The sequence below is a fragment of the Paenibacillus periandrae genome, assembly GCF_022458865.1.
GTDB classification, from domain to species: domain Bacteria; phylum Bacillota; class Bacilli; order Paenibacillales; family NBRC-103111; genus Paenibacillus_S; species Paenibacillus_S periandrae.
On the sequence record NZ_JAJNMU010000012.1, the window covers coordinates 17,151 to 34,892 of the forward strand.

The window sequence follows — 17,742 nt, forward strand, 5'->3', positions numbered from 1 at the left end:
AGATATTGACTAAACCAACTGTACAACAACACATTCAAGAAGTACTGCATGTTCTTCCCAAGATTGATGCCGAACAGGAAATTCGCCGCAGGGTCGATTTTTTGAAAAGCTATTTGCTGTCCACCAAGGCGGAGGGTTATGTTCTCGGTATATCGGGGGGGCAGGATTCGACACTTACGGGGAAGCTTGCGCAAATCGCTGTAGATGAGCTGAATCAAGAGATAACGGATCCTACAGGTATTGCCGGTGAAGGGTATCGATTCATTACAGTCCGATTGCCTTATGGCGTGCAGCAGGACGAGGCAGACGCACAGATGGCTTTATCCTTCATTCAGCCTTCGAAAAACATTACTGTCAATATCCAACCTGCTGTCGATGCATCAGCAGCCCAGTTTGAGCAAGCGACAGGTGAGAAGCTGAGCGATTTTCTGAAGGGAAATATTAAAGCCAGAGAACGGATGAAGGTGCAGTATGATCTGGCTGCCCATTACCGGATGCTGGTTCTGGGAACCGATCATGCGGCAGAGGCCGTCAGCGGATTTTTTACCAAACATGGTGATGGCGCCTGCGATGCAGCCCCTATATACGGCTTGAATAAACGTCAGGGCAAGGAGCTGCTCAAGCATTTGGGATGTCCGGAGCTGCTCTATTTGAAGAAGCCGACGGCGGACCTTGAGGATTTGAAGCCGGGTCTGCCGGATGAAGTTGCCCTTGGTGTAACTTATGAGGAAATCGATACGTATCTGGAGGGCGGGGTGCTGTCCGATGCCGCCAAGGATATTATTGAACGACGTTATCAAAGGACCGAGCACAAGCGCAATGCCGCTGTCACTGTGTACGATGATTGGTGGAAGGAGAGATTGTAAATGTCGTACGATAATTTGACGCTGCACACGGATAAGTATCAGATTAATATGATGTATGCGCATTGGAAGAACGGAACGGATTCCCATCAAGCGGTATTCGAGGCTTTCTTTCGCAAGCTGCCTTTTGGCAATGGTTATGCTGTGTTTGCCGGGCTTGAGCGAATTATTAACTATATTAACCATTTGCAATTTGACGAGGAAACAATCCGTTATTTACAAGAGCAGGAGGAAGAATACGATCCGGCTTTCCTCGAAAAGCTGCGAGGCTTCCGCTTTACAGGCAATATTAGCGCAGTTCCTGAGGGTACAATTGTGTTTGCCAACGAGCCGTTGATTCGCGTGGAAGGGAAAATATTTGAAGCTCAGCTTGTCGAGACGGCTCTGTTGAATTTTATGAACTTCCAAACCTTGATTGCGACCAAGGCTTCGCGGATTCGTCAAGTCGCACCCGAGGATACGCTAATGGAATTTGGGACTCGCAGAGCCCAGGAAGCGGATGCTGCCATATGGGGGGCACGGGCTGCTTACATTGCCGGTTTCGATGCGACCTCGAATATGCGGGCAGGAATGCTGTTCGGGATTCCATCCAAAGGTACGCATGCTCATGCGTGGGTACAGGACCATGATACGGAGGAAGAGGCTTTTCGCCATTATGCCGCTGCGCTGCCGAATCAGGTGACATTGCTTGTGGATACGTACGATACGTTGAGATATGGGGTTCCCAATGCGATCAAGGTTGCCAAATGGATGGAGCAGCAAGGAAAAAGAATGTCTGCAATTCGACTGGACAGCGGAGATTTGGCGTACCTCTCAAAGACGGCAAGGAAGATGTTCGATGAAGCGGACTTGCCTTACGTAAAGATTGTGGCTTCGAACGATCTTGATGAGAATATCATATTTAATCTGAAGGCTCAGGGAGCCCGGATCGATAGCTGGGGGGTGGGTACACAGCTGATTACGGCTGCTGATCAACCTTCTCTCGGAGGTGTGTATAAGCTCGTTGCGCGTGAAAAAGCGGGAGCTTTCGTGCCTGTGATCAAAATTTCGGGAAATCCTGAGAAGGTATCGACTCCTGGTATCAAGGAAGCCTATCGGCTTATAAGCAAGCAAACCGGTAAAGCAGAAGCCGATTGTGTGACTCTTGTTGGGGAAACGGATGTATTACAGGGCAAGAGACTGAAGCTGTACGACAAGCTGCATCCTTACTTATTCAAATATGTTGACAATTATGACGCTGTTCCACTGCTCAAGCCGATTTTTCAAGCTGGTAAACAGGTATATGAGCTTCCCGAGCTGGAACAAATTCGTGAATACCACCGTCAGCAGTTGACTCAGTTCTGGCCGGAATATTTGCGGAAGCTTAATCCGGAGGTGTATCTGATTGACCTGAGCGCCAAAGCGTGGCAGCAGAAGATGGATCTTATCCACGATTATACGAGTGCCAAATTGGAATAAAGCGATGAATTCTTGCTATAGGTCTATTGATCCAAGATGGATGCTTACTCAACGTGTTGCTCTAAAAGAGGCCCAGAAGGGCTTCTTTTTTGTTGTGTCATTTCACACATTTAAGGACTTGTGAAGTTTGTAACTATGGGTAAAAATGTGTAAAATATATTGTATTAGTGTCATTATTCCCTAATAAAACTTAGGTAGCTACACATGGAATCGAGCCGAAAAAGGAACTCATTTACCTGATTATAAATTTATGCATAGAAAGGACCTTGACAATGCCGGAGCAGGAATGGAATGGAGAATCGGTCAAAGATGTATTGGATACTGGAGAGCTTCTTAATGCGTTAATGGCACTGAAAAAAGGCAACTTTTCTTATCGCTTGCCTTATGATCATACGGGCGTTGCGGGCAAGATCGCTGATACATTCAACGAAATCATGGATATGCAGGAAAACCTTGTGACCGAGGTTCAGACCGTGGCTAAGGTTGTAGGTAAAGAAGGTCAGCTTTCCCGAAGATTCTCACACAAAAATACAGGCGGTTCATGGGACACCGTAGTCGAGTCGCTCAATGGTCTCGTCATAGACCTGATACAACCGACCAGTGAGATGGTCCGTGTTATTAACGCGGTCGCCCAGGGAGACTTGTCGCAAAAGGTCGAGCTGGAGTTCGAAGGACGCGCATTGACAGGGGAATTTCAAAGAACGGCTACCAACATTAATATGATGGTGAACCAGCTCAGCACCTTTGCCTCGGAAGTCACGCGGGTAGCGCGCGAGGTCGGTACAGACGGCAAGCTGGGTGGTCAGGCGGATGTTAAAGGTGTATCGGGCACATGGAAGGATCTTACCGACGGCGTTAACAATATGGCTAGCAATTTAACGGATCAGGTGCGTAATATAGCTGCAGTGACTACGGCGGTTGCGAATGGCGATTTGTCCAAGCAAATTACCGTTAACGCCAAAGGCGAGATCATGGAGCTCAAAAATACGATCAATACGATGGTGGATCAGCTGTCGACTTTTTCTTCCGAGGTTACACGGGTTGCCCGTGAGGTAGGTACGGAAGGAAAGCTGGGTGGACAAGCAGATGTTAAGGGTGTATCCGGCACGTGGAGAGATCTAACGGAAAGCGTTAACTATATGGCCTCCAACTTGACGAATCAGGTGCGTAATATCGCAGTCGTTACCACCGCAGTTGCCAATGGAGATCTATCCAAAAAAATAACAGCAGATGTGCAGGGTGAAATCCTTGAGCTGAAAAATACAATCAATACGATGGTAGACCAATTATCGACATTTGCTTCCGAGGTTACCCGGATGGCTCGTGAGGTAGGAACGGAAGGGATACTGGGTGGACAGGCAGAGGTAAGCGGCGTTGACGGTACGTGGCGTGATTTGACAGAAAGCGTTAACTACATGGCCAGCAATTTAACGAATCAGGTGCGGAACATAGCGGAAGTAACCACAGCCGTTGCGAAGGGCGATTTGTCAAAAACGATAACCGTAGATGCCAAGGGTGAAATCCTGCAGCTGAAAAGCACGATTAATACGATGGTGGATCAGCTCAGTAACTTTGCCTCTGAGGTAACTCGGGTGGCACGTGAGGTGTCGACGGAAGGGAAGCTCGGAGGACAAGCGGATGTTAAGGACGTATCGGGCACTTGGAAGGATTTAACCGATAATGTTAACTTCATGGCGGGGACATTGACTGATCAGGTGCGGAACATAGCGGAAGTTACGACAGCGGTTGCAAAAGGTGACCTGTCGAAGCAAATTACCGTTAATGCGCGCGGCGAGATTCTTGAGCTGAAAAACACAATCAATACGATGGTGGAGCAGCTGTCGACGTTTGCCTCTGAGGTAACACGTGTAGCGCGTGAGGTGTCGACGGAAGGGAAGCTTGGCGGACAAGCCGACGTTAAGGACGTATCGGGTACCTGGAAGGATTTAACGGACAACGTTAACTTCATGGCGGGGACATTGACCGATCAGGTGCGGAACATAGCGGAAGTCACAACGGCAGTAGCGAAGGGTGATCTATCCAAGCAGATTACGGTTAATGCGCGCGGTGAAATTTTGGAATTGAAAAACACGATCAATACGATGGTGGATCAACTGTCGACGTTTGCCTCCGAGGTTACGCGTGTAGCCCGTGAGGTCGGTACGCTCGGGATGCTGGGTGGACAAGCACAGGTTACAGGCGTTGCCGGTACATGGCGCGATTTGACGGAGAGCGTTAACTACATGGCGTCAAATTTAACGAATCAGGTGCGTAATATCGCAGTCGTCACCACAGCGGTAGCGAACGGCGACCTGTCGAAGAAAATTACGGCAGACGTTCAGGGTGAAATCCTTGAGCTGAAAAACACAATTAATACGATGGTGGATCAGCTCTCAACGTTTGCCTCCGAGGTTACGCGTGTAGCTCGTGAGGTGGGTACGGAAGGGAAGCTGGGCAGCCAGGCGCAGGTTAAAGGCGTTGGTGGCACATGGAAGGACTTGACGGACACCGTTAACTATATGGCGAGCAACCTGACCATCCAGATGCGCAATATTGCGGGCGTGACGACAGCGGTTGCCAATGGCGATCTTTCCAAAAAAATTACCGTAGATGTTAAAGGTGAACTGCTTGAGCTGAAAAACACGATTAATACGATGGTGGATCAGCTTAATTCATTTGCCTCGGAGGTAACACGTGTGGCCCGTGAGGTCGGTACGGACGGTAAGCTTGGCGGTCAATCCCAGGTGCGCGGCGTAGGCGGGATCTGGAAGGACTTGACGGATAACGTTAATATTATGGCGACGAACTTAACCGATCAGGTGCGGGGAATTGCGAAGGTTGTAACCGCCGTTGCCAATGGTAATATGAAGCAGAAGCTGACGGTGGAAGCCAAGGGTGAAATCGCAGAACTGACGGATACGATCAATAATATGATCGATACGCTCGCTACCTTCGCAGACCAGGTTACGACGGTTGCTCGTGAGGTAGGCGCGGAAGGTAAACTAGGCGGGCAAGCGAACGTTCCGGGTGCCGCGGGAACCTGGCGTGATTTAACGGACAATGTTAACTATATGGCGAGTACGCTGACCACACAGGTTCGAGCGATCACTAACGTGGCGACGGCCGTGACGAAGGGCGATTTGTCCAGAACCATTGATGTCGCTACAGCCGGTGAATTAACAACGCTGAAGGATAACATGAATGAAATGATTCGCAATCTGAAGGAAACGACCCGAATCAATACGGAACAGGATTGGCTGAAAACCAACCTGGCGAAGTTTTCCCGATTGCTGCAGGGTCAGCGTGACCTGTTTGCCGTGTGCCGGATGATCTTGAGTGAGCTGGCTCCGTTGGTATCCATGCAGCACGGTGTGTTTTATATTAACGAGCCGGTAAGCGGCGTCCCTGTATTGAAGCTGTTTGCGAGCTATGCTTATCATCAGCGTAAGCATTTATCCAATGAATACCGTGCAGGCGAGGGTCTTGTCGGGCAGTGTCTGATCGAGAACCAGCGGATTTTACTAACCAATGTACCTTCTGATTATGTGATGATTTCCTCCGGGCTGGGAGAAGCAACACCGCTTAATATTGTGCTACTCCCGATTATATTCGAGGAGCAGGTACTGGCTGTTCTGGAATTGGCTTCCTTCCGTGCCTTCAGCGAAATTGATCTGGCCTTCCTGGATCAATTGACAGAATCCATCGGAATTGTGATCAACACGATGCAGGCGAACCAACGGACGGAGGAGCTGTTGATGCAATCGCAATCTCTGACCGAAGAGCTGCAGAAGCAGCAAAATGAGCTGCAAACGACAAACGAAGAGCTGGAGGATAAAGCCAAGCTGCTCGTTATTCAAAAGGCAGAGGTGGAAAGCAAAAACAATGAGGTCGAGGTAGCAAAGCGTTTCCTGGAGGAAAAAGCCGAGCAGCTGGTGCTGACCTCCAAATACAAATCGGAGTTTTTGGCCAATATGTCGCATGAGCTGAGAACTCCGCTTAATTCACTGCTGCTGCTCGCCGAACAGCTTGTTGATAATCCGGATGAGAACCTGACCGATATTCAAGTGAAATTTGCCAAAACGATTCAGGACTCCGGATTTGATCTGCTCAATCTGATCAACGATATTCTGGATTTATCCAAGATTGAGTCGGGAACGGTTACACCTGAATTCAACGAAACCTCGATTAAAGAGATTACCGACGGGTTGGATCGTACCTTCCGTCATATGATTGATAACAAGAGACTTGATTATTTGATCAAAATCGAGCCCAATGTACCTAAAACTATTTTGACCGACTCCAAAAGGCTTCAGCAGATTCTGAAAAATCTATTGTCCAATGCGTTCAAATTCACGGAGCAAGGTCAGGTCATGCTGTTGATTCGAAGAGCTTTGAATGACTGGAGTCCTGATCATGATCTGCTGAATCGTGCCAAAATGGTATTGTGCTTCTCGGTTAGTGATACAGGTATTGGAATTCCGAAGGAAAAGCAGCAGATTATCTTTGAAGCCTTCCAGCAAGCGGACGGCAGCACAAATCGGGAATATGGGGGGACAGGTCTGGGACTAGCCATTTCACGGGAAATTGCGACCATGCTCGGCGGTGAGCTGACTTTGTTCAGTATAGCAGGCAAAGGAAGTACTTTTAACCTGTATCTGCCTCTGGATGTCGATGTGCCGGATTCGGATGTGAAGCAGAAGTATATTCCGGAAGTCATAGATGTAACTCCATTGAAGCGGAACCGCGGCTACCAGAATAATATAGAGGAATTGATCATCGATGATCGGGACGACATCCAGCCCGGAGATCGTGTATTCGTAATTATTGAGGATGATCAGAAGTTCAACGAAATTTTGCTGGATGTGCTTCACAAAAAAGGGATCAAAGCGATCATCACCAATAAAGGCTCAAATGTGCTGGAGCTAGTTAACCAATATAAGCCAGTCGCTATTACCCTTGATTTGCATCTGAAGGATACGGACGGGTGGCTGGTCATTGAGCATCTCAAGAATGATATGAGTGTCCGTGACATTCCGGTCTGTGTCATCTCGGTTGAGGAGGATGTCATTCAACTGATGCAGAAGGGCGTCTTTGATTACATTTGTAAACCGGTAACGAAGGAAGATCTGGACAATGCTCTCGATAAGCTGAACAGCTTTGCAGATAAAATGGTTCGTCAGCTGTTAGTTGTGGTACGTGATGAGCAACGACGTAAAGAATTTGTGAGTATGATCGATAATAAGGACATCAAGATTACGGCAGTCGATACGTCCCGTAAGGCACTTAATCAATTTAAAACGAAAAGCTTTGATTGTGTGCTGGTAGACAATGATTTGACGGATATGAAGTTCATTCAGCTGGTTCGCGAAATGCAAAAAAGCTCCAAAAACAAATATCTTCCTATTGTTATCAATCCAAGCAGAAAACACACAGTGGAAGAAGCAAACGATCTGGAAGATTTGATGAAAACAGCTGTTGTGAAGGAAGTCAAATCATCGATTCAAATACTGGATGAGACAAGCCTGTTTCTGCATCGCAAGGCGGAGAACCTTCCAGAAGGGCCGCGGGAAACGCTTGTGAAGCATTTACAGTCTGATGCGATGATCGAATCCAAAAAGGTGCTTGTTGTCGATGACGACATCCGTAATATTTTTGCCCTGACCACGATATTGGAGCGTCATAGCATGAAGGTGTATGCGGCTGAAAATGGTAATGATGCGATTGCTATTTTGCAGCAAAATCCCGATATTCAGATCGTATTGATGGATATTATGATGCCGGTAATGGATGGCTATGAAACTACACGAGCTATACGTGAAAAGCCTGAGTTTAAGGATCTGCCTATTATTGCCCTGACAGCCAAAGCCATGAAGGGAGATCGGGAGCAGTGTCTGGAAGCAGGAGCTTCTGACTATATTACGAAACCGGTCAACAGTGCCCATTTGTTAACGATGATTCGCAACTGGTTAACCGGGGATGACAGCCTGGAAGAGGACTCCAAAGCCCAGCCTCAAGGTTATCATAAAATTTTCACAACATAATCATGCAACATAGGCTCTGATAGTCAGACTTTCATAACTGGAACAAGTACCCTGGGACGCTGCTTCTGGGGTACTTGTTCGCTTATATGGTCAATAAAACCTTTGGAGGGATGGTATCATATGCTGCTTTTAAAGGAAGGTCCGGCCTATTTGCCACTGGGTGATCAGGTTCTTCTTTTGCAATTTGCTCAGGAAGTGTCAAAGGAGCTGAATCTGTATATTCATCAGTATGTACAAGCCATTCAAGCAGCCAGGATTAAAGGAATCCGGCAGGTTGTAGCTTCTTTTTGCAGTATTTCGATCAGTTATGATCCCATATTTATACGTTATCAGCATTTGGTGAATGCGCTGCAGCAAATCGATACGTCAGAGAAAGCAATTGGGGTTCGCAAGGGGAAGGTGCTGCACATCCCTGTTGTGTATGGAGGAGAATACGGTCAGGATCTGGATGATGTAGCTGATACTGTAGGACTGAGTCCTGAAGAAGTCGTACGTATCCATTCAAGTGAAGCCTATTTGATTTATATGCTTGGTTTCATTGCAAGTTTTCCCTATTGTGGGGATCTTAATAGTCGGATTTCAGTGCCGCGGCGTATCAATCCGCGTGTAAAGGTGGAGAAGGGCTCAATTGCAATAGCTAATCAGCAAACGAGTATTTATCCCGTCTCTTCACCAGGTGGCTGGCATATTATTGGAAGGACACCACTAAATACGTTTGATCCTTACTCGAATCCACCCAGTTTGTTCAGGGCGGGGGATTATATCAAGTTTGAAGCCATTACAGCTGCTGAGGCTGAGGGCTGGAATGAACTTACACGAAAAGAGTGGACTGAACTATGGCAGGAATAGAAATCTTGAAGTCGGGGCTGCTAACTACCGTACAGGATTTGGGAAGAACGGATTATCGGATGTATGGCGTGAATACGTGTGGGGCGATGGATAGGTTCTCATTGCGATTAGCCAATCTGCTTGTAGGCAATGGGGAGAATGAGGCGGCTTTGGAGGTTACACTGATCGGCCCTCATTTGAAATTCATGGAGGACGGTGTGATTGCAGTAACGGGTGGGGACCTTGCCCCAAGACTTAATGGTACCGCGATTGGAATGTGGAAAACGATCCTCGTATCCGAAGGAGATATACTCCAATTTGGTCATATGAAGCATGGCTGCCGCTCCTACGTGGCAATCAAAGGTGGAATCGATGTGCCACTGATTATGGGGAGTCGTTCAACCTTCATTCGCGGCGGCTACGGCGGACTCGAGGGAAGAAGCTTAAGGGAGGGAGATAGACTGGATATAGGTCAAGGTGAGCCCCAATTAGCTCGGACTTTGGTTGCAGGTAGAAGCTTGCCTCCAGCTTATAGACCTGACTTTGTGAAAGAACGTCCTATCCGCTTTATTCCCGGTCCGCAATTTGATCGTTTCAACGAGACGTCATTGGATACTTTTGTTGCTGATTCCTACACCATCCTGAATGAATCGGATCGTATGGGATATCGGCTTAAGGGCCCGCAGCTGCAGCACAAGTCTGGTGCAGATGTGATTTCGGATACAGTTACAATCGGTTCGATACAAGTGCCGGGCGATGGCCAGCCGATAGTCTTGATGTCAGATTGCCAGGTGACAGGAGGCTACACCCAAATTGGTGTCGTTATCGGCGTAGATATTCCTTATCTGGCTCAAAGAAAACCAGGCGATTTCATACAATTTCAGCAAATTGGTATCGAGGATGCCCAGCATTTCTGGAGGGAACAGGAGCGGCTTATTTCTTTGATTAGAATGCATAATGTTCGCTGAATGTACCTTTGGCAGAATTGAAAAACTCGTTTGAAGCTTTGGGTCTGGAATGTGTGAAAACCTATATTAATAGCGGGAATGTTTTGTTCGAATCTCAATTAAGTGAGGCAGTCTTGCGTGAACAAATCGAGCAAGCGGTTCACAGGGATTATGGTATTGCGTTGACAGTAGTATTAAGGACGGCTCAGGAGCTGGAACAGATGATTGAATATTGCCCATTCTCCCCGGATACCTTGCTGGCAGGGGAAAGTATTCATGTCTCTTTTCTGTTCCAGGCACCTACCGAGGACCAAATTATCTACTTATCCCGAATCCAAAGTGAAAAAGATGAATTCCAGATTCAAGGCTGAGATCTTTATTTATGGTTCCGTCAAAGCATATTGGATTCCAAGCTTGCGAGTCATCTTCCAAAATTTGCAGATTCCGCGACAACACGCAATTGGAATACGATCATAAAGCTCGACGCGTTTCCCCTTTTATTCATTCGTTTCAGCTACAAGCTGAGCATGGGGCAATGTGCACATAAAGGCATTCAAGGCGCTGCTCACAAATGAGTCCTTTCGTGTAATGAACTCGGTTTGCATATGACGGTACGAATCGGGAATGGCATGTGTACGGACAGAGCCTTCCGATTCGTGTTTGTTTATGACGGATTTGGGCAGCAGAGAGATACCAAGCCCTGCCGATACACAACCAATAATCGCTTCCAGCGTACCAAACTCCATAATGATCGGCTGCGTTATGCTAATGGACGAAAGCCACTGATTCAGCACTTCCCGATAAGAGCATCCGGTGCTGTACACGAGAATGGGTTTGGTTACAGCTTCATCGAGCTGGATGACTGCAGGAGTAGAGACGATAACCAGTTCTTCATCAAATGCAGGCACCGATTGCAGGTCAGGATGGTCACATTTGCAGCCTATGAAGGCTCCATCCAGCTCATAATGGAGTACCTTCTCCATCAAATATTGCGAATGCCCGGTCGTTAGTGACAGCAGTACACCAGGATACTGCTTGTAATAAGAGGCTAACAGCTTTGGCAGTCTGACGGCGGCAGCGGTCTGCGTGGAGCCAATGACGAGCGGGCCACTTGGTTCACTGGACGAGGTGAGTGCCAATGTCGCTTCATCCAGCATACCTAGAATTTTGTCTGTATAGGTGAGTAGGGTCTTACCACTCGAAGAAAGTGTCATCCCCCGATTATGACGAAAAAACAAGACGGTTGCCAGCTCCGACTCCAGCTGCTGAATCCTTGCGGTCACATTGGATTGAACATAACCGAGCCTTTGTGCCGCTTTGGTAATCGAGCCCTCCCGGGCGACCATTTGAAACACGCGTAAATCTGAGCTCTCCATAGCTGTAAACCTCCTCCATTACAATAAAGCTATTTTCAGTCGAATTCTTGATATCACAAATTATGATGTTTAGTATCTCTAACAATCATTATACATAACTGCCATCCTCCATTACAATCAATCTACACCCATTTCATCATGGACATATGAAAACTTGATTTGATCTTATAAATCAAAATGTATCCATGCAAAAATTAGGAGGATCTTTGTCATGAACATGCATAATAAAGTCGCTTTAGTTACCGGTGGAGGAACAGGAATTGGCAGGGCAACGAGTATAGCATTGGCAGAACGGGGAGCCTGGGTAGCAGTGAACTATTCGAGGTCCGAGACAGACGCTGACGAAACCGTGCAAACGATTCTAAGCACGGGTGGTCGTGCCATGTCTGTTCAAGCTGATGTGTCCAATGACCGGGAAGTGCGCGCTATGGTCGCTGCCGTTGTCCAACAGTTCGGAACTGTTGATTTGCTAGTCAATAATGCGAGTATTACTCAACACATCGCGCTTGACGATCTGGAAGCAGCAACTGATGAGGTATGGGATGAGCTGTACGCTGTTAATGTTAAAGGCATGTTCAATTGTGCACGTGCTGCCGCTCCATGGATGAAGAACAATCAGCAAGGAGCAATCGTCAATGTAGGGAGCATAGCTGGATTAACCGGTTCAGGCTCATCACTTCCCTATGCAGTATCCAAAGCAGCTGTGCATGGACTTACCAAATCATTGGCTCACGCATTGGCTCCGCAAATTCGAGTAAACTGTGTCGCACCAGGAGCTGTCGCAACCAGATGGTGGGCAGGACGGGAAGAGAAGATGAATCGGTTAAGTAAAAACCTGCTGCTCCAGCACATCTCCACCCCAGAGGACATTGCAAGACTGATTTGTACGGCATTGGAGCAGGAATCCATGACTGGGCAAATATTAACCATCGATTGCGGACAAACCTTATAACCACAAACATGCTTTTGAAAGAGAGGGTAACCCAACAACTCAGCAGCAAAGCAATTGGAGGTTTGTATTATGAATAAAATCAAATATATCGGACTAGTTGTGTTAACAACTTTTTTAATGGGGATTGCCTTTCCTGTTGGCAAGCTCGGTATGGCTTATGCACCACCTTTTTTCCTTATGGGCATTCGGTTCGTGTTGGCAGGAGTGCTGCTTGCACTTATCGTCAGGAGGAAACCACGGCCGCGTGGAGGTAAGCAGTGGCTGCAGGTGGCTATAATTGGTCTGTTCCAGTCCGCAGGTGTGATGGGATGTGCCTATTTCAGTATGCGATGGATTTCCTCGGGCGAATCCTCAATTATTACATGTACGAATCCACTGCTTGTCATTATACTCGGAACCTTGTTTACCGGCGCTGTATATCGTGGTCATCAGTGGATAGGCGTAGCTATTGGTTTTATTGGTGTCGTGTTCACGTTCGGACTTCATATGGATATTCAGCCAGGATCGTTTATTAGCTTCGCGGGAGCCTTGTTATTTGCTGTGTCCACACTGCTGGTAAAACGATGGGGGCCTGCATTCGATATCCATGTTATGGCTGCTTACCAGATGATTGCGGGTGGAGTCGCTTTGTTTATTTTAAGTGCATTCACGGAGCAGCCTTATTTTCATATGACCCTTACATCGGTCTCCATTGTGCTATGGCTTGCGATTATGGGCTCAATCTTTCAGTTCTCGTTATGGTACTACCTGCTGCAGGGTGGTGATCCTGCCAAAACAAGCACTTTTCTGTTTCTCGTACCCTTCTTTGGTCTGCTATCCAGCTGGCTGCTGCTCGGCGAACAGGTTCAGTGGTATGTGGGAGTCGGCGGTGCGCTCATCTGTGTGGGAATTGTGCTCGTCAATTGGGAACGCAGGAAACAGCCAGGATTGCAAATAATCAAGCCCTTAATAGAAGGGTAAAGCAGATGATGAAAAGAATCAGGGGTGGTGATCACTTAGATCGCCGCCTTTTTGTTGTTGCAAGAAATATTTGATCAAAGTGTTAAAAATCAAACTTTTCCCAGCACCTCAAATCGGTTATGTTAAATATAGCTATGATCACTCATAGAGGGGGGAAAGCTGCTTGAATCTAAAAAGAATGCTGTCAAACCGGAGAAGTGTCATTATAACCTGGTTGATTTCGTATATTGTCGTGTTATTCGTACCCGTACTATTCAGCGCCGCGCTGTATTGGGAGGCACAAAATACCATTGATGAACAGATTCAAAGAGCTAATGATACACTGCTGAAGCAGATGCAGGATGCTATAGATAATGAAATTGCACAGGTCAATCGCTTGACCAATGAAATGTATTCCAATGTAAAGGTGCATGATTTATTTTATTCCAACAAGTTTGCGCGTGACGACTTTCGTTATGAGCTGTACGGGATTACACAGGATTTGGGCAGATATCGCTCAACCTTTTCCAATATAGATGAATATTACATTTATTGGTCAACGGGGGATATTGTCATTACCCCGATGGTCTACAAGCCTTCGAGCTTGCTTTATGCGGATTTGTACAGCGGCAGCGAGTTGAGCTTTGGGGCGTGGACTAATAAGATCAGCAATTTAAAGCAGCGGCAAACGATGTATACAAGTCGTATCAATGAAACAGGACGTAAGCAGAGCTATGTAAGCTTTATAAGTCCTTTTCCTGCGGATAGTAACGACAAATCAGTAGGTTCTATTGTGGTGATGATCGATACGAACAAGCTGCTGCATACCATTTCCAGCGTGGGTCAATTTAACGGCGGGGATTTATTTATACTCAATGAAAATAAACAGGTCCTCGTTTCGAATACGACAAAGGAGATCGATTTATCACCGGTTAGCCAAATTCTTGAAACCTCAGGCAATGTATATGGTAACTACCACGGAATCAAGTCCCAATTTTTTTATATAAAGTCTTATAATTCAAAATTATCCTATTTGATGGTTGTTCCCGGTAATCTGGTGTGGACAGCTTCTGCTTATGTAAGAAATGTAGCCGCTTACAGTATTGTTTTCAGTGTGCTTGGCGGTTGCATCCTTACAGTATTTTTCTTGCGCAGGAACTATAAGCCGTTGGATTCGATCATGCAATCGATGAGGTTGTACTTTGGAGCGGAACAGAAATCCGGCAACGAGTTCCATTTCATTCAAAATGCCTTTGTGGATACAGTGAACGAGAAGGAGCAAACGAATGTCCGTTTGAAGCAGCAGCAAAATCAGCTGCGGTCACACTGGATTTCCAGATTGCTGAAGGGACGTATGGATGCCCAGCTTTCCCTGGAAGAGGCTGAGCCTTCGTTTGAGCTTGAATTTGACTCGGAAAATTTTTGCGTGCTGTTGTTTTATTTGGAGGATAGCGAGCTGTTCTTTAAGAAGGCTCATTATCTGCAGGTTGCCGATAAGCATAAGCTGCTGCAATTTATTGTGACTAATGTAGTCGAGGAACTGGTCAATCAACGGCATACGGGATACATGGCTGAGGTGGACGATATGATGGCTTGTTTAATCAATGTTCGTCAACAAGATTCGAAAGATACGGCTGATCAACTGGAACCTATTGCCCGAGAGGCACAGAGCTTTCTGTTAAAGCATTTTGAGATTGAGGTTACCATTTCCATCAGCGGCTTTCACACCTCGAAGCTGGAAATTCCGGAAGCCTATAATGAAGCACTCGATGCCATGGAATATAAGCTGATACGCGGCAAGCATGAAATTATTAGGTATGAAAAGATTCGAAAGGGAGACCCCTCGCAATTGAAGGCGGGTTACTATTACCCGTTGCAAATTGAGCAGCAGCTCATTAATTATGTTAAAGCTGGAGATGTGAATAAAGCAAGGGCATCATTAAATGAAATCATTGAACGCAATTTCCATCAATCGGTCATGACGGTGGAGCTTGCCAAGTGTTTATTTTTTAATCTGGTGAGTACGTTTATTAAAACGATGAATGAAATCGGGGATATGGATATACAAGAGACTTTTTTTCACAACAATCCGCAGGCGATTGAAGAGTTGACCCATTCCCAAACTGTAGCCGATATGCACCAGCAATTACTCGTAATGTTGGAGGAGGTTTGTCGTCTTACAGCCGCAAAGCTGGAGGCTAATAAGTTAAAGCTAAAGGACGATGGATTGGGTGAGTTTCTGCAAAAAATCATCAAATTCGTGAAGGAAAATTATGCGGATGCCAACTTGAATATATCGATGATCGGAGACTCATTTCAAATGAAGCCGACTTATGTATCCAAGCTGTTTAAAGACCATTCCGGTGAGGGGTTATTGGACTATATTAATAAAATTCGAATTGAGAAGGCGAAAACCCTTTTAAGAGAAGGGAATATTCCTCTACAGGAGGTTGCCAATCTGAGCGGGTTTAATGATCTTAATACCTTTATGCGCCTGTTTAAAAAGTTTGAAGGAATTACGCCTGGTCAATATAAAACATTTTGAGCATGATTTTGGATATATTGAGGGTTCCATGACCTGCTGTATCGAGGCATAATCGGATGGTAAGTCTTAACAGGCTACCAGTAAACAAGGAGGTCATTGTATACATGAACAACAAAGTGAAAAGGTCTTTTGCTGTACTCACAACAGGGCTTATGGGAGGAAGCTTGCTGCTTGCTGCTTGTTCCAAAGAAGCGACCCCGGCACCGGGCAGTACACCTTCTGAAACGAAAACGCCTGCAACGACAACAGCAACAACCGCTGGTACGTATCCCATCAAAACGGATAAGGTCATTACGCACTGGTACGTTGCTGGAGCCGGACAATTGGCGGCCATTCCGGATGTGAACAACTGGCCGGTTTTTCAGGAATTAGCGAAACGGACGGGAATTAAGGAAAAGTATATTTCACCCGCTGTCAATCAGGCCAAGGAGCAGCTGAATGTGATGTTTGCATCCGGTGAATACGCCGATATCATCGAATGGAATTTTTTGAACGATTACCCCGGCGGCCCTGAGAAAGCGATTAAAGATGGCAACATCTTAAAGCTTAACGATCTGATAGACAAATTTGCGCCCAACCTGAAAAAGTATTTGAAAGCGCACCCAGATGTGGACAAACAAATTAAAACGGATAACGGTACCTATTATGGTTTTCCCTTCGTACGTGGTGATGATTGGCTGAAAACATATGGCGGGCCGATTGTCCGTAAGGATTGGCTGGATGATCTTGGCTTACAGGTACCTACGACGATTGATGAATGGTACATCGTGCTGAAAGCTTTCAAGGAGAAGAAGGGAGCGGCGGCTCCGCTGACCTTTATAAGCGGTGTTCCGCGCGTATTTGATGACCTGGGCACGGGTGCTTTTGTTGGAGCTTACGGGGTAACACGCGGCTTTTCCTTGAAGGATGGCAAAGTTATATTCGGACCTGCGCAGCCGGGCTACAAGGAATTTTTGGCTACCATGCGCAAATGGTACGTTGATGGCTTGCTGGATAAGGACATCGCAACCATTGACGGGAAAATTCGTGATGCTAATATGACGTCGGGTAAATCAGGAGCAACTTATGCCCTGGCAGGCGGGGGAATCGGCAAATGGCTGACGGCCATGAAGGACAAGGACCCCAAGTATAATGTAGTCGGTGCCCCGTATCCGGTACTGAAAAAAGGCGATATTCCGATGTTCGGTCAAAAGGATTACACAGCACCAAGCGGCGGAACATATGCGATCTCACCAAAAAGCAAAAATCAGGAGCTGGCGGTTCAATTGCTCGACTACGGCTTTAGCGAAGAAGGCATGTTATTCTACAACTTCGGAACTCCGGGCGTCAGCTATGATATGAAAAACAACTATCCTACATATTCGGATATGATTAAGAAGGATTACAGCTTGAACCTCGGTCTCTATACAAGGTCAACAGGCGGTCCGACCATTCAGGACAGACGTTATTACGAGCAATTCGCAGCGCTTCCACAGCAGCAGGAGGCTGTTACGACCTGGTTCAAAACCGATGTGGACAAATACATGCTGCCTCCGATTTCCCCGACACCGGAAGAAAGCTCGGAGCTGGCCAAGATAATGACCGAAGTGAATACGCTGGTTGACGAAACCACGATCAAGATTGTGCTGGGGATAGATACGCTGGATTCCTACGATAAGTTCCTTGACAAATTGAAAGCACTCAAGATTGATCGCGCCATTCAGATTGAACAGGCTGCATTGGAACGCTATAACAAGAGATAGGAAATTTACGGAGGTCAGAGGAGAGAAGATGCTATTTATCTCTTCTGTCTT

At 46.6% G+C, this 17,742-nt stretch carries 11 protein-coding genes; 10 read left to right on the plus strand and 1 reads right to left on the minus strand.

Going from position 1 to position 17,742, the window contains the following annotated elements; translation table 11 throughout:
* Positions 1 to 5 precede the first annotated feature (5 nt).
* From nadE to LRL21_RS20550, 6 genes are all read left to right on the plus strand, one after another.
* Positions 6 to 866, plus strand: a complete 861-nt coding sequence (gene nadE / locus LRL21_RS20525) for an ammonia-dependent NAD(+) synthetase (RefSeq protein ID WP_240417657.1) — start codon at positions 6 to 8, stop codon at positions 864 to 866.
* On the plus strand, positions 867 to 2,321 hold the full coding sequence (locus LRL21_RS20530; RefSeq protein ID WP_240417658.1) for a nicotinate phosphoribosyltransferase: 1,455 nt from the start codon (positions 867 to 869) through the stop codon (positions 2,319 to 2,321). It abuts the gene before it with no gap.
* A gap of 272 nt (positions 2,322 to 2,593) precedes the next feature.
* Positions 2,594 to 8,362, plus strand: coding sequence for a HAMP domain-containing protein (locus LRL21_RS20535; RefSeq protein ID WP_240417659.1), 5,769 nt, complete (start codon positions 2,594 to 2,596; stop codon positions 8,360 to 8,362).
* A 120-nt stretch (positions 8,363 to 8,482) separates the two neighbouring features.
* Complete coding sequence (gene pxpB, locus LRL21_RS20540) at positions 8,483 to 9,211, plus strand: 5-oxoprolinase subunit PxpB (protein WP_240417660.1); 729 nt, start codon at positions 8,483 to 8,485, stop codon at positions 9,209 to 9,211.
* The gene (locus LRL21_RS20545) at positions 9,199 to 10,158 is read left to right on the plus strand and encodes a 5-oxoprolinase subunit C family protein (RefSeq protein ID WP_240417661.1); all 960 of its coding nucleotides are present in this window, start codon (positions 9,199 to 9,201) and stop codon (positions 10,156 to 10,158) included. The genes pxpB and LRL21_RS20545 overlap by 13 nt, the downstream gene beginning before the upstream one ends.
* Positions 10,159 to 10,166: 8 nt before the next feature.
* Positions 10,167 to 10,508, plus strand: a complete 342-nt coding sequence (locus LRL21_RS20550; RefSeq protein ID WP_240417662.1) for a DUF1697 domain-containing protein — start codon at positions 10,167 to 10,169, stop codon at positions 10,506 to 10,508.
* Positions 10,509 to 10,634: 126 nt separating this feature from the next.
* On the opposite strand, the gene LRL21_RS20555 is transcribed toward LRL21_RS20550, so the two are convergent.
* Entirely contained in the window at positions 10,635 to 11,513 is an 879-nt protein-coding gene (locus tag LRL21_RS20555; RefSeq protein ID WP_240417663.1) for a LysR family transcriptional regulator, read from the minus strand.
* Between the two features lie 211 nt (positions 11,514 to 11,724).
* Between LRL21_RS20555 and LRL21_RS20560 the strand changes: the two genes are divergently transcribed.
* From LRL21_RS20560 to LRL21_RS20575, 4 genes are all read left to right on the plus strand, one after another.
* On the plus strand, positions 11,725 to 12,465 hold the full coding sequence (locus LRL21_RS20560; protein WP_240417664.1) for an SDR family NAD(P)-dependent oxidoreductase: 741 nt from the start codon (positions 11,725 to 11,727) through the stop codon (positions 12,463 to 12,465).
* 69 nt (positions 12,466 to 12,534) lie between these two features.
* Positions 12,535 to 13,425 (plus strand): DMT family transporter, encoded by an 891-nt coding sequence (locus LRL21_RS20565; protein ID WP_240417665.1) that lies wholly within the window; start codon positions 12,535 to 12,537, stop codon positions 13,423 to 13,425.
* A 163-nt stretch (positions 13,426 to 13,588) separates the two neighbouring features.
* A complete protein-coding gene (locus LRL21_RS20570) occupies positions 13,589 to 15,949 on the plus strand; it encodes an AraC family transcriptional regulator (RefSeq protein WP_240417666.1) in 2,361 nt (786 codons plus the stop codon).
* Positions 15,950 to 16,053: 104 nt separating this feature from the next.
* The gene (locus LRL21_RS20575) at positions 16,054 to 17,691 is read left to right on the plus strand and encodes an extracellular solute-binding protein (protein WP_240417667.1); all 1,638 of its coding nucleotides are present in this window, start codon (positions 16,054 to 16,056) and stop codon (positions 17,689 to 17,691) included.
* Positions 17,692 to 17,742: the final 51 nt, after the last annotated feature.

Bases quoted from the DNA above. Each gene is read 5' to 3' on its own strand.
- LRL21_RS20530 (WP_240417658.1), top strand. From the start codon at position 867: ATGTCGTACGATAATTTGACGCTGCACACGGATAAGTATCAGATTAAT.
- LRL21_RS20535 (WP_240417659.1), top strand. From the start codon at position 2,594: ATGCCGGAGCAGGAATGGAATGGAGAATCGGTCAAAGATGTATTGGAT.
- pxpB (WP_240417660.1), top strand. From the start codon at position 8,483: ATGCTGCTTTTAAAGGAAGGTCCGGCCTATTTGCCACTGGGTGATCAG.
- LRL21_RS20545 (WP_240417661.1), top strand. From the start codon at position 9,199: ATGGCAGGAATAGAAATCTTGAAGTCGGGGCTGCTAACTACCGTACAG.
- LRL21_RS20555 (WP_240417663.1), bottom strand. From the start codon at position 11,513: ATGGAGAGCTCAGATTTACGCGTGTTTCAAATGGTCGCCCGGGAGGGC.
- LRL21_RS20560 (WP_240417664.1), top strand. From the start codon at position 11,725: ATGAACATGCATAATAAAGTCGCTTTAGTTACCGGTGGAGGAACAGGA.
- LRL21_RS20565 (WP_240417665.1), top strand. From the start codon at position 12,535: ATGAATAAAATCAAATATATCGGACTAGTTGTGTTAACAACTTTTTTA.
- LRL21_RS20575 (WP_240417667.1), top strand. From the start codon at position 16,054: ATGAACAACAAAGTGAAAAGGTCTTTTGCTGTACTCACAACAGGGCTT.